The sequence below is a fragment of the Acinetobacter sp. Colony158 genome (assembly GCF_019264745.1).
Classification (GTDB): Bacteria; Pseudomonadota; Gammaproteobacteria; order Pseudomonadales; family Moraxellaceae; genus Acinetobacter; species Acinetobacter ursingii.
In genome coordinates this window covers 1,587,768-1,600,161 of sequence record NZ_CP078523.1, presented here as the reverse complement: position 1 = coordinate 1,600,161, position 12,394 = coordinate 1,587,768, and the positions used below count along the sequence as shown (strand labels likewise).

The window sequence follows — 12,394 nt, the reverse complement described above, 5'->3', positions numbered from 1 at the left end:
AAAAAAAGCATATCTTCCGATATGCTTTTACCTAAAATTTCTTATTTATTCAAGCAATAAAGCCTAAAACACTAAGAACATAACTTGCTCTGAAAACCTCGAGTATTCTTGCCTCTGGCACATTGATAACTTTGCTGTTTATTTTGCAACTGCCACTTTTTATCATCCAACTTAAATAAATATTCAGTTTTAATCGCAGACACCGAATCATCCATTAAACCCGTTTGAATGACTGTAATTCTGGAAACAGTAGGAGATTCAACTTGATTAAACACTTGCTGAATCGAGGTATTTTGATGTTCTTTACTAATTTCAGGTTGTGCTTTAAGCACTTGCTGCATCGGACTTTCGCCACTGCCAAATGACATCAACTTGGTCGTTGTGGCACAACCCGTCATCAGCCCCAAACATAATCCAGAAATCGCAATTAAACGTAACATCTTTTTCACACATCTAAAAAACAAAAGGCGTAGCTTTATGATGCTACGCCAATCTCAATTACACTGTAGAAACTATGTAGCTTCTACAGTTTGTCGTTTTATAAATCAAACAATTTACCCGGATTCATAATACCGTTCGGATCAAATGCCAGTTTCAAGGCTTTCATATAACCAATTTCTTCAGGTGAACGCGAATATTCCAAATACGGTTTTTTGGTCATCCCTACGCCATGTTCAGCCGAAATTGAACCATCATATTTTTTCACGGTATCGAATACATATTTATTCACCACCTGACATTTAGCAAAGAACTCATCCTTGCTTAAATTCTCAGGTTTTAAAATATTTAAATGTAAATTCCCATCACCGATATGACCAAACCAACAGATTTCAAAGTCTGGATAATTGTCCTGCACAATGTCATCAATTTCTTTAATAAATGCAGGCACATGCGTGATCAAAACTGAAATGTCATTTTTATACGGAATAAACGGCGCAATCGACTCAGAAATGTCTTCACGTAAACGCCACAAGCTTTCAACTTGATCCAGACTTTGGCTCATCACCCCATCAAGCACCCAACCCTGTTCCATACAATGTTCAAAAATCTGCATGGCTTTATCCATAATCGGCTCATACGGCGCTTCAAATTCAAGTAACACGTAAAATGGACATTGCGTTTCAAAAGGACGTTGGACATGACCACGATCCAACACTTTTTGCATCGCCAGTTCACCAAAGAACTCAAAAGCCGTCAGGTCAATTTCCTTTTGGAATGCATGTAATACAGGCATCACTGCATCAAAATCAGGCACACCTAGCACCAACACCTGTAGATTTTGTGGTTGACGTTCCAGTTTAATTTCAGCTTCAGTGACTAAACCTAATGTGCCTTCCCCACCAATAAATAAATGTTGCAAGGCATAACCTGTGGCATTTTTAATCATGCCTTTATTTAAACGTAAAATGTCACCTTTACCTGTCACCACGGTCAGACCCAGTACCCAGTTACGGGTCATGCCGTATTTGATAACTTTAATCCCGCCCGCATTGGTACCAATATTGCCACCAATCTGGCTCGAACCAGCAGATGCAAAATCAACAGGATAATACATGCCTTGTTCTTCAGCGTAATTCTGCAATTGCTCAGTCACCACCCCTGCTTGCACACGTACCATACGATCTGCTGGGAAGAATTCCAGAATCTGGTTCATCTTGTCCATACTGATGACAATTTCACCATTGGTCGCAACTGCACCTGCCGATAAACCTGTGCGACCACCTGATGGTGTAATCGCCACATGAAATTGATTGGCAAGTTTGACGATCGCTTGAACCTGCTCAGTACTTGATGGAAAAACGATGACTGATGGGTTTGGATCAAAATGCTTGGTATGATCGCGTCCCCAATTTTCAAGACTATCCGCATCGGTTTTAATTCGGTTTTCACCGACGATCGCAGTTAATTGGGTAAGTAACTCAGGTGTTAAAGCGACTGGAGCATTCATCGTTTACAGGCCTAGCAAGAAATAAACAGGTGGGTTTAAGAAATTTGAAAATTGTACTGCAATCACATACACAAGTTTCAGCATGACTCACAAATTTCTAAAAGCGTTTGGTGTTTTACCAAATATTCATCTTATTTTACATGTAAGCAGGCGCTGGATAAAGCATCGCTTAAACATACAGTCACTACAAAATGTGTTGAATAGCTTATTTAGAAGTATTCAATTTTTTAATCTGCCAACCACAACTTGAATCAGATTGTCAATAAATTGAAATTTATTCAGCTCATGATTCCATATCGTTGCGTGATAACGCATAAACAACTGGCAGGACTTGTGATATAATTTCGCGACTAAATTTGGCCTTTGTAGCGGAGCCGTAATGAGCCAACATCTATCACTACCTAAAGATAAAATTCGTTTCTTGTTGTTAGAAGGTGTTCACCAAAACGCCATCGATACTCTCAATGCAGCGGGTTATACCAACATCGATTATCATAAAACTGCGCTGGAAGGCGACGCTCTGAAAGAAGCCGTCAAAGATGCGCACTTTATTGGGATTCGTTCGCGTACTCAACTCACTGAAGAAGTATTTGAAGCTGCGAATAAATTGATCGCGGTCGGCTGTTTTTGTATCGGAACCAATCAGGTTGATTTAAAAGCCGCGATGTCACGTGGTATCCCAGTTTTCAACGCACCGTATTCAAATACGCGCTCCGTTGCTGAACTGGTTCTTGCTGAAACAATTTTATTGTTGCGTCGTGTGCCAGAGAAATCAACAGATACCCATGCAGGTGGATGGAATAAATCTGCGGTTGGTTCTTTTGAAACACGTGGTAAGACTTTAGGTATTGTCGGTTACGGTTCGATTGGTTCTCAGCTTTCTGTATTGGCAGAAAGTCTCGGTATGAAAGTGATCTATTTTGATGCCGTGACCAAACTCCCATTAGGTAATGCACGTCAAGTAGGTTCACTGGATGAATTACTTGCAACGGCTGATGTGGTGACTTTACACGTTCCAGATGTACCGTCTACACGCAACTTCTTCAAAAAAGAACAGTTTGCTAAAATGAAAGAAGGTTCAATCTTCTTGAATGCGGCACGTGGTACCTGTGTGGTAATTGAAGACTTGGCAGATGCATTGAAATCTGGTCATCTTGCAGGTGCAGCGGTCGATGTATTCCCGAAAGAACCTAAAGCCAATGGTGAAGAATTTATTTCTCCATTACGTAACATTCCAAACGTGATCCTCACCCCACATGTGGGCGGTTCAACTATGGAAGCGCAGGCCAATATTGGTCTTGAAGTGGCTGAAAAGTTTGTCGCGTATTCTGATAAAGGTATGACGCTTTCTGCGGTGAATTTCCCAGAAATCGCATTGCCATTGACTGAAGGTAAACATCGTCTGTTGCATATTCACAAGAATATTCCAGGCGTATTGTCTAAAATCAATAATCTATTTGCAGATCAAGGTATTAACATTTCTGGTCAAAGTTTAATGACCAAAGGTGATATTGGCTATCTGGTCATGGATGTTGATGCATCTGCATCTCAGGAAGCTCTGGATATGTTGAGCGAAGTCGAAGGTACGATTCGCGTTCGTATCTTGTTCTAATAAAATTTTTGCTAAAAAGCCACAGCAATGTCTGTGGCTTTTTTATCTCAACATGAATTATCATGCTTTAAAATATACCGTTTGTTCAAAATGTCTTTATCTAGTCCGAAGTCGCAGTTACAAGCTTTAATTTTTCTGCTTGTGGCGATGATTTGTGTGCAAAGTAGCGGCTCTCTCGCCAAAGTCTTATTTCAGAGTTACCCCGTTCTAACGGTTTCTGCGATGCGACTGTGTTTTGGCGCGCTGATTTTAGCGGTGATTTTTCAGGCATGGAAAATTGAATGGCAAAAGGTTCGCTGGAAAGCAATTATCAGTTATGGTCTGGCGCTGGCGGGAATGAATGCATTATTTTATTTATCGCTGCAACGTTTACCTTTGGGCATCGCAGTGGCATTTGAATTTGTTGGGCCACTAAGTATTGCTCTTTACTATGCTAGACAAAAATACGATTTGATCTGGGTGTGCTGTGCCATTGTAGGCTTACTCTTACTGTTTCCATTTCATCAGGCCAGCCATCATCTGGATCTGATTGGAATAGCTTATGCCTTAGCGGCAGGTGCTTGTTGGGCATTGTATATTATTGCAGGTCAGAAGCCTTCAGGCATTTCAGGCAATCACACGGTATTTCTAGGCATGACAATTGGTGCATTGCTATTAATTCCGATTGCATTTCTAACAGGCTCTATGGCGCACGTCTTTGAACTCCCCGATATTTTTTATTTTATTGCACTTGCAATCTTAGCCAGTGCCTTGCCTTTTTCACTGGAAATGCTGGCATTGAGACGACTCACTGCTCTAAGCTTTGGTACACTCATGAGCATGGAACCTGCGGTTGCTGCATTTTCTGGTTTCATCTTTTTGGGCGAAAAATTAATATGGAGTCAATGGCTCGCTTTAGCAACGATTATTACCGCTTCAGTGGGTTGCACAGTGACAACGCAACGCGCTAAACGTGCAGACCATGTAGCGCCATGAAAGACTCATCTCAGTTTCTTATAATAGATGTTATTGCATACAAGATTTATCGTTTCAGTTATTTATATCTTTTGAGTCCTCACCATGCCTAATACTCCATTGATTGCTGTCCTAGCCATGATGTTGTCAATGATGTGTTATCAAATTAGCGCATCTTTTGCCAAGCAATTGATTGCGGTATTAGATCCCTTAAGTGTGACCATTTTAAGGCTCTGCTTTGCTTCAGTTTTAGTCTTTTTCATGTTTCGATCTTGGAAAATCTTAAGCAAGCTTTCGACTTTAAAATGGCGTGACTTACTCGGTTATAGTGGCGCTTTAGGTCTCATGAATGTGTTGTTTTATATGTCTCTTGGCAAATTGCCTCAAGGAATTGCGGTTGGATTAGAGTTTATTGGCCCACTAGGACTCGCCTTAATTTCGATTCAGCAACGCCGCGATTATATCTGGGTTATCTGTGCCATCTTAGGGATTGCCCTGATGGTACCGTGGCAACAAGCGGCTCAGGCAAACTTCTCCTTAACTGGTGCAGCGTTTGCACTTGGGGCAGGTTTATGCTGGGCATTTTATATCTACTTTGGACATAAAGTGGTACGCCAAAATATCGGGATGCATGCCTTGACCATTGCCATTAGTCTTTCAGCGATGGTGTTATTGCCCATTGGTTTAGTTCATCAACCTGAACATCTTCTCGATTCTGAGTTTTGGCCAAAGGCATTGTTGATTGCCATTCTCGCCACCGCTATTCCGTATGCACTAGATTTATTTGCCCTAAAAAGACTGACTAAACTCAGCTACGGCACATTATCAAGCCTTTCTCCTGCTTTGGCCGCACTCGCAGGTTTAATCTTATTGCATGAAAACATTACGTTATTACAATGGATTGCCCTCGGTTTTATTATGCTTGCCTCAATTGGAGTTACGCTACGCGCATCGCGTCAAGACATTGATCACTCTACTACGTAACTCGTAACTCGTAACTCGTAACTCGTAACTCGACTTTAAAATACGCTAAAGAATTGAGCATTTAATATCAGACAAGTTCATGCTTCTTATATTTGGCGTATTCTTTTAAATATTGCTGACCCAGTTTTTCTTTTTGTTTATCATCCAGAATTTTACCAGCCTGCTGGAAGAATTTATGTTCTTCTTCTTTTAGATGGTGATGTACCACGTCACTTAACTGTTTAGCAATCGCCAACCAACTTGGACTGCTCATATCAGTGTCTTCAAGCTGTTCAACAAGCTCATCCATTTCATGATGTTCTGATAAGGCATGACGGCTAATATCCAAACCAATATCATTAAACATTAACGGAATATAAAGATAGCGGTCTTCTGCAACAGAATGCGCCCACAGTTCATTTTTTAAGGCCTGAAACAATTGTTCACGTTGTTCCGTGTGTCCATGCGTCTGTATTAATTGTTCAGAAATAGCACGTTGATTATCATGACTTTCCCGTAATGCTTCAAAAATATTCATCTATTTATCATCCCTATTCTGGCTATTATCATGTGGCTAAATAAGAAAAAGGCAGCCAATTGGCTACCTTTAGTTTACTTTTTCAATCCATGAAAAAAAGTTCATTGATGTCAAAATCTGTTTCAGAACGTTGTTTGATCGACTATCCTGTTACAAACATTTGATAACCAATGCGACAGATCAAAATCGAAACCAAAATCAAAAAAATAATTCGTACAAAGCCACTGCCATATTTCAGCGCAACACGTACACCGACTATAGAACCAATCACATTGGCAACCGCCATCATAAGACCAATCTGAAAAATCACATGACCCGTTGGGGCAAGAAAACTCAAAGCCGCAATATTGGTCATGAAGTTGCCAATTTTTGATAATGCTGAAGCATGTAAGAAATCAACATTCAAAAAGCGGATAAAGAAAAAAATAAAAAAACTACCAGTGCCTGGACCAAAAATTCCGTCATAAAATCCAATCAGCAAGCTCCCAATTGCAGCAAGCATAAGTACTCTAGGCGTGATACTTAATGCAACGTGAACTTGCCCAAAATTCTTTTTGACTAAGGTGTAGACCGCAATCACGATCAACATCACAAAGACAAATGGACGTAACACCGACTGAGGAATCAAGGACAAACAAGCTGCCCCTAGAAAAGAACTGATCAAGGCACATACGGCAATCACCGCCAGTAATTTCCACTGTAATTTAACCTTGCGCACAAAGGTATAGGCCGCAGAAGCTGTGCCGAAAACTGAAGAGAGCTTATTGGTTCCAATCACGGTGGCAGGTGACATTTGCGGAAAGGTACTCATCAGAGCAGGAATCTGAATCAAGCCACCACCACCCACTGCCGCATCAATTGCACCTGCACAAAACGCAAAAAAGATTAAGCTGAGTATGACTTCGATTTCCATGGGGAACTATGCCTATAAATTTAAAAGACGCTTCGGCACCAATCTTTTTTTATCGGTAATTTCAGCCAGACCCAAACAATGATCTTGATCAAATACTAGAACTTCAGGCGCAGGTGGGTGTTCGATATTACTTTCCTGACCATTACAAAAATATTTGTGACGGCCTTCAGGAATTTGAACTTTCGGTAAATATTCGACGGGTGCGTAGGCCGGCAATAATAACATATCGCGCTGTGTTTCATTCAGTTGTTCTAAATATTCAATGCTATATTCAGGGATGAGTTGAAAATGTCCCGTCTGGATTCGATGCAAATGGGTGAGATGACCACCACAACCGAGCGCCTCACCAATATCCTCACCTAATACCCGAATATAAGTTCCTTTAGAACAAGTCACATCCAAGGTTAAACTTTCTGCATCGAAATCAATCAGTTTTAAATCATAGATTGTTACAGGACGAGCGGCTCGCTCCACCTCAATGCCTTGTCTGGCTAATTCATATAAAGGACGTCCATCACGTTTTAAGGCAGAGTACATCGGAGGGATTTGCTGAATATCTCCACGAAACTGATCCAGTACTTGTTCAATACTTTCACGGGTCAAAGCAGGGATATTTCTGGTCTGAAGAATCTCCCCTTCTACATCGCCTGTCGAAGTGGTTTGTCCAAGCTTAACTACAGTTTGATAACGTTTGGTTGAGTCTAATAAATAATGTGAAAACTTGGTTGCCTCTCCCAGACAAATAGGCAATAGACCCGTTGCCAAGGGATCAAGCGCTCCCGTATGACCTGCTTTTTGCGCCCGAAATAACCAGCGAACTTTTTGCAATGCGGCATTTGAACTTAGCCCTAAAGGCTTATTCAACAGAAAAACACCACTGAGGTGGCGACGAGGAATTTTTTCAGATTTAGCCGTCATGTATGTCCAGTGCAAGGCAGTCAATGCTGCCGCCATGTTATCAAATCCACTTATCCATTTTTACAGTATTTTATGTTTAGTGTGATATTTTTATGCATGGATTCTTTAAATCTACTAAAACAAAAAATGAAATAGGGATGGATCTCTAGATGCAAGGATTTCGCAATCATAAAGTTTGGATCGCCATTGGTTTTATTGTTCTTTTGGTGATCGGTTTAGTATTTTGGCTTAAGCCCCAGTCTGCCAATGGTTCGATATCTAGTCATGATAATTCAAAGCAAAATACTCTCACACAGACGACTTTAGTTGCTCCATCCCCTGTATCAAATTTAGCTTCATCGAGATTGAATAGCCCAAGTCAGGCAGATACCCAAATTAACTGCCAGCTTAAGTTGGATCAACAAAATAGTTTAATCGTGAATGAACAAACTAAAGATTGTTTTGAATATTTTATTACTCAATATGGTGAAAAAAGCATTGCTCAAATTGATGAGGATTTTAGAAAGTATTTACAGCAAAATTATCAAGAACCCGCTTTATCACAAATTCTGGATCTCTGGAGTCGTTATTTAAAGTATCGACAGCAGCTTGGCGAAATTAGCCCACCGAATTTAAAACAAGATGATCCTGCTTATTATCGTGCCATTTTCAGCAATATTAAAAATCTACGCCAACAATTTTTTTCTGTGAATGAAATTTTAGGATTATTTGGCAGCGAGGATACTTATCATGAATACACTTTAAACCGTATGGCAATATTGGATGACAAGAATCTATCTGAAAGTGAAAAAGCTAAACGCTTAAAAGCCCTGTTCGATCAACTTCCTCAAGATTGGCAAGAAAATCTACAACAAACCACCAAATTAGAAGAATTGCGGCATTTGACTCAAGCCATTCAAGATCGTCATGGTTCAGCGAGTGAATTACGACAAATGCGTTTGAATCTAGTGGGGGCTGAAGCCACTCAACGCTTAGAAAGCCTTGATCAAAATCGCGATGTCTGGAAAAGTCGTGTGAATCAATATCTGAATAATCGCGATACTATTTTAAATAGCGGGATGTCTGATACCGCCAAACAACAGGCGATTGATCAATTACGCCAGCAAACATTTAGCAACCCGCAAGAACAGCTTCGATTACAAACATTTGAATCTGTTCATGACCAAGGTGGAACACTACCATTTGCTCAGTAACAGCATAATCAATCACAGGAGGATCATTTTTTTAGGGATTTGCTGGAGAGGATCACCAGCATAAAACGAAAACAAAAAGAGGATAAAGATCAAATGCGATCAAGAATATTCATAACAGGACTGATCAGTTGTCTTGCAATCCAGAGTAGTTTCGCTGCGGAAGGATTACAAAGTGCAGAAACAAAAAATGTCATTTCAGACTATGCCAAAACCAAATATCCATTAGTTTTTGTACACGGTATGTTTGGATTTAACCGTTTGGGTTCAGCAGAGTTTGGGCTCGATTACTGGTATCAGGTATTACCCGATTTAGCCAAAAATGGTGCAACTGCCTATGCTACGCAGGTATCCCCGCTTGAGTCGACTGAAGTACGTGGCGAACAATTGTTACAACAAGTCGAAGAAGTTGTGGCAATCACTGGCAAAAACAAGGTCAATCTGATTGGACATAGTCATGGTGGCCCAACTGCGCGTTATGTTGCTGGGGTTAGACCAGATTTGGTTTCATCTGTTACCAGTGTAGCAGGTGTCAATTTTGGCTCTCCTGTTGCCGATCTGATTCAGAATCTACCATTACTCAATACTGCATTGGCAGCAGCTGTAGATGCTTTGGTTTCACCGATTATTAGCTACGCGCAACTTCGTTCTAATTTACCCAGTGATTTTAAAGCATCGATTCATAGCTTATCGGCTCAGGGAGCAGCAGAGTTTAATGCCAAGTTTCCATTGGGTTTACCCACAAAAGCCTGTCAGGATGGACCTGCAAATGCCAATGGCATAGCGTTTTACTCATGGACAGGTGCAGCACAAACCACTAATCCTTTAGATCCTGATACTTTATTAACCTCTATGGGTTATGTGGCGTTTAGTGGTCAGAAGAACGATGGCCTAGTGAGCCAATGTAGTAGCCGACTTGGCAAAACCATTCGAGATGACTATTTCCATAATCATTTTGATGAGGTGAATCAGGTACTCGGCTTACGCAGCGTGTTCTCAGCAGACCCTGTGGCGCTTTATCGTCAGCATGCGAACCGACTTAAATTACAAGGTCTATAAAACGCATATAAAAAATGCGCCTTATCGGCGCATTTTTTTGCTTGAAAACGAGGTTAAAATTAACCTTGTTTACGTGCTGGCAATTTTTCACGAATACGTGCAGCTTTACCAGACAATTCACGAAGATAGTAAAGTTTCGCACGGCGAACATCACCACGACGTTTCACTTCAATTTTAGCAACAACTGGTGAGTGAGTTTGGAAAACACGCTCAACACCAACACCGCTAGAAATTTTACGAACAGTGAACGCAGAGTTTAGGCCACGGTTTTTCTTCGCAATCACAACACCTTCAAATGCTTGAAGACGCTCACGATCACCCTCTTTTACTTTAACTTGAACGATGACTGTGTCACCTGGAGCAAAAGCAGGAATGTCTGATTTTAACTGTGAATTTTCAATTGCTTGAACTAAAGGATGTTTACCACTCATTGTGGAATCTCCAATATGTGCGGGAGAGAAGAGGTCTCTTACACCGCTGGGGACAGAGGCTAAAGCGCATATCAACCCGTTTAACTTTCCCTTTATCATTCATACTGAACGTATAAAAATAAAGAGCCTATAAAAGATGTTTCATCTTCATGATTCATCTAAATCGTTGAGCCATTTTTTTTGCTGCTTGGTCAATATCACTTGTTCAACCAACTCAGGTCGACGTTCAAGTGTACGTTGATAACGCTGCAAAAACCGCCATTTTTCAATATTGGCGTGATGTCCTGATTTAAGTACCTCAGGCACATCCAACCCTTCAAAATGGTCAGGCTTGGTATATTGTGGGCAGTCAAGTAAACCATCCACAAAAGAATCCTGTATATGCGATTGCTCATCGGACATGACATCGGGCAGACGCCGAATAATACTATCCAAAAGCACCATCGCGGGCAGTTCACCACCTGACAAAACGTAATCCCCAATTGACCATTCCTGATCAACATAGCGCTGGATTAAACGCTCATCGACACCTTCATAACGGCCACAAAGTACAATTAAGCCATCATATTCAATAAACTGTTGTACTGCGGGTTCATTTAAGGTTTGACCTTGTGGTGACATATATACCACAGGGACGTGAACATATCCTGCTTGGCTCGCAAGCTGTTTGGCATGGTCAATCGCTTGCGCCAAAGGCTCAGCCATCATCACCATACCTGGGCCACCACCAAATGGACGTTCATCCACTCGTTTGTAGTTACCCTGTGCAAAATCACGTGGATTGATACAAGTTACCTGTATCATGTCACGCTTGGCTGCACGACCACTAATCCCGTAGGCAGTAATCGCGTCGAACATTTCAGGAAACAGTGTAATGACTGCAAAAAACATCGCAGACTCCTCTATTTTCCTACTGCGTTCGCACTAAACCACTTATGTGCAATTTAGTAATCTACGCCCCAATTGACGTAAATACGATTTGCTTCAAGATCCACACGTTGTACCACATCTTTATGCCATGGAATCATGCGTTCTTCAGCATCAATACTGTCAGCCGTGGCGCGAACCACCATGACATCATTGGCACCTGTTTCAAAAAGCTCATGAATCTGTCCGAGATTGACTTCCTGCTCATCATCATTCAGTCCTAACACCGTAAGACCTTTGAGATCAGACCAGTAATACTCATCTACATCTGCTTTTGGTAATTGTGATTTGGCAATCCAGATATTAGCGCCGATCAGACTGTCAGCAGTAGTGCGATCACTCACACCTTTTAAGCTCACCACCAGACCTTTGCCATGCGGTTTCCAACGCTTTACATCTATCGTTTGCCAACCTGCTTTGGTCTCGATGTACCAAGGCAGATAGTCAAACATATTGCTCATGGGCTCTGTATTAGAATACACCCAGAGCCATCCATTTAAACCATAGGCTGAACGCAACTGTCCAATCTGAATACGATCTTCGGGAACATTCAATACTGGTGTCATGGATGATCTACTACTAATTAAGCAGCAGTTGCCGCTTTTTTAGCTTGAGCAGCTAAAGAAGCAACACGTTCAGACGGTTGAGCACCTTGAGAAACCCAGTGAGCAAAACGGTCTGCATCTAAACGAAGTTTTTCCGCTTGACCTTGAGCAGTCGGGTTAAAGAAACCAATACGTTCGATGAAACGACCATCACGTGCATTGCGGCTATCAGTCACAACGATTTGATAGAATGGACGTTTTTTTGCACCACCGCGCGCTAAACGAATAACAACCATGATAAAAGCCTTATAATTCTTACGGATTATCCCTGTAATCGACCACCGATCACACTTCAAACCCCTTTCATAGAGGGCGATATTCTACGTGATTTTTGAT

General features: G+C 41.2%; 14 protein-coding genes. 5 read left to right on the top strand and 9 right to left on the bottom strand.

Features of this window, described 5'->3' with window-relative positions; translation table 11 throughout:
• Positions 1–71: 71 nt before the first annotated feature.
• Both JR005_RS06560 and JR005_RS06555 read right to left on the bottom strand, forming a co-directional pair.
• On the bottom strand, positions 72–440 hold the full coding sequence (locus JR005_RS06560; RefSeq protein WP_216069301.1) for a hypothetical protein: 369 nt from the start codon (positions 438–440) through the stop codon (positions 72–74).
• A gap of 98 nt (positions 441–538) precedes the next feature.
• Positions 539–1,948, bottom strand: a complete 1,410-nt coding sequence (locus tag JR005_RS06555) for an FAD-binding oxidoreductase (protein ID WP_151838308.1) — start codon at positions 1,946–1,948, stop codon at positions 539–541.
• Positions 1,949–2,327: 379 nt separating this feature from the next.
• Here JR005_RS06555 and serA point away from each other — a divergent pair, with 379 nt between their 5' ends.
• The 3 genes from serA (at position 2,328) to JR005_RS06540 (ending at position 5,498) form a co-directional block, all read left to right on the top strand.
• Positions 2,328–3,560: a phosphoglycerate dehydrogenase gene (serA, locus tag JR005_RS06550; protein WP_004985171.1), complete on the top strand. Its 1,233-nt coding sequence runs from the start codon at positions 2,328–2,330 to the stop codon at positions 3,558–3,560.
• 90 nt (positions 3,561–3,650) lie between these two features.
• Complete coding sequence (locus JR005_RS06545; RefSeq protein ID WP_151838307.1) at positions 3,651–4,535, top strand: EamA family transporter; 885 nt, start codon at positions 3,651–3,653, stop codon at positions 4,533–4,535.
• Positions 4,536–4,619: 84 nt separating this feature from the next.
• Positions 4,620–5,498 (top strand): EamA family transporter, encoded by an 879-nt coding sequence (locus tag JR005_RS06540; RefSeq protein ID WP_151838306.1) that lies wholly within the window; start codon positions 4,620–4,622, stop codon positions 5,496–5,498.
• 67 nt (positions 5,499–5,565) lie between these two features.
• Here JR005_RS06540 and JR005_RS06535 read toward each other — a convergent pair whose 3' ends face one another.
• The 3 genes from JR005_RS06535 to truB all read right to left on the bottom strand — a co-directional run bounded on the left by JR005_RS06535 (position 5,566) and on the right by truB (position 7,846).
• Positions 5,566–6,015 carry a hemerythrin domain-containing protein gene (locus JR005_RS06535; protein ID WP_151838305.1) on the bottom strand — a complete coding sequence of 150 codons (450 nt, stop codon included), beginning with the start codon at positions 6,013–6,015 and terminating at the stop codon, positions 5,566–5,568.
• Positions 6,016–6,157: 142 nt separating this feature from the next.
• A complete protein-coding gene (locus JR005_RS06530; RefSeq protein ID WP_005001917.1) occupies positions 6,158–6,928 on the bottom strand; it encodes a sulfite exporter TauE/SafE family protein in 771 nt (256 codons plus the stop codon).
• Positions 6,929–6,940: 12 nt separating this feature from the next.
• A complete protein-coding gene (gene truB / locus JR005_RS06525; RefSeq protein WP_151838322.1) occupies positions 6,941–7,846 on the bottom strand; it encodes a tRNA pseudouridine(55) synthase TruB in 906 nt (301 codons plus the stop codon).
• A 149-nt stretch (positions 7,847–7,995) separates the two neighbouring features.
• On the opposite strand from truB, the gene JR005_RS06520 reads away from it, so the two are divergent.
• Both JR005_RS06520 and JR005_RS06515 read left to right on the top strand, forming a co-directional pair.
• Entirely contained in the window at positions 7,996–9,039 is a 1,044-nt protein-coding gene (locus JR005_RS06520; protein WP_125269560.1) for a lipase secretion chaperone, read from the top strand.
• Between the two features lie 93 nt (positions 9,040–9,132).
• Positions 9,133–10,095 (top strand): esterase/lipase family protein, encoded by a 963-nt coding sequence (locus JR005_RS06515; RefSeq protein ID WP_125269559.1) that lies wholly within the window; start codon positions 9,133–9,135, stop codon positions 10,093–10,095.
• Positions 10,096–10,154: 59 nt separating this feature from the next.
• Here the strand turns inward: JR005_RS06515 and rplS are convergent, their stop codons facing one another.
• The 4 genes from rplS to rpsP form a co-directional block, all read right to left on the bottom strand.
• Entirely contained in the window at positions 10,155–10,526 is a 372-nt protein-coding gene (gene rplS / locus JR005_RS06510; protein WP_004985149.1) for a 50S ribosomal protein L19, read from the bottom strand.
• Positions 10,527–10,673: 147 nt separating this feature from the next.
• Positions 10,674–11,417, bottom strand: a complete 744-nt coding sequence (gene trmD / locus JR005_RS06505) for a tRNA (guanosine(37)-N1)-methyltransferase TrmD (RefSeq protein WP_151829642.1) — start codon at positions 11,415–11,417, stop codon at positions 10,674–10,676.
• A 53-nt stretch (positions 11,418–11,470) separates the two neighbouring features.
• Positions 11,471–12,019 (bottom strand): ribosome maturation factor RimM, encoded by a 549-nt coding sequence (gene rimM / locus JR005_RS06500; RefSeq protein WP_004985145.1) that lies wholly within the window; start codon positions 12,017–12,019, stop codon positions 11,471–11,473.
• A 17-nt stretch (positions 12,020–12,036) separates the two neighbouring features.
• Positions 12,037–12,294, bottom strand: coding sequence for a 30S ribosomal protein S16 (rpsP, locus tag JR005_RS06495; RefSeq protein WP_004923845.1), 258 nt, complete (start codon positions 12,292–12,294; stop codon positions 12,037–12,039).
• Between the last annotated feature and the right edge of the window lie 100 nt (positions 12,295–12,394).

Coding starts and splice junctions, on each gene's coding strand:
- JR005_RS06545 (WP_151838307.1), top strand. CDS start 3,651: ATGTCTTTATCTAGTCCGAAGTCGCAGTTACAAGCTTTAATTTTTCTG.
- rpsP (WP_004923845.1), bottom strand. CDS start 12,294: ATGGTTGTTATTCGTTTAGCGCGCGGTGGTGCAAAAAAACGTCCATTC.
- JR005_RS06515 (WP_125269559.1), top strand. CDS start 9,133: ATGCGATCAAGAATATTCATAACAGGACTGATCAGTTGTCTTGCAATC.
- truB (WP_151838322.1), bottom strand. CDS start 7,846: ATGACGGCTAAATCTGAAAAAATTCCTCGTCGCCACCTCAGTGGTGTT.
- serA (WP_004985171.1), top strand. CDS start 2,328: ATGAGCCAACATCTATCACTACCTAAAGATAAAATTCGTTTCTTGTTG.
- JR005_RS06540 (WP_151838306.1), top strand. CDS start 4,620: ATGCCTAATACTCCATTGATTGCTGTCCTAGCCATGATGTTGTCAATG.
- JR005_RS06530 (WP_005001917.1), bottom strand. CDS start 6,928: ATGGAAATCGAAGTCATACTCAGCTTAATCTTTTTTGCGTTTTGTGCA.
- JR005_RS06560 (WP_216069301.1), bottom strand. CDS start 440: ATGTTACGTTTAATTGCGATTTCTGGATTATGTTTGGGGCTGATGACG.
- JR005_RS06520 (WP_125269560.1), top strand. CDS start 7,996: ATGCAAGGATTTCGCAATCATAAAGTTTGGATCGCCATTGGTTTTATT.
- JR005_RS06555 (WP_151838308.1), bottom strand. CDS start 1,948: ATGAATGCTCCAGTCGCTTTAACACCTGAGTTACTTACCCAATTAACT.
- JR005_RS06535 (WP_151838305.1), bottom strand. CDS start 6,015: ATGAATATTTTTGAAGCATTACGGGAAAGTCATGATAATCAACGTGCT.
- rimM (WP_004985145.1), bottom strand. CDS start 12,019: ATGACACCAGTATTGAATGTTCCCGAAGATCGTATTCAGATTGGACAG.
- rplS (WP_004985149.1), bottom strand. CDS start 10,526: ATGAGTGGTAAACATCCTTTAGTTCAAGCAATTGAAAATTCACAGTTA.
- trmD (WP_151829642.1), bottom strand. CDS start 11,417: ATGTTTTTTGCAGTCATTACACTGTTTCCTGAAATGTTCGACGCGATT.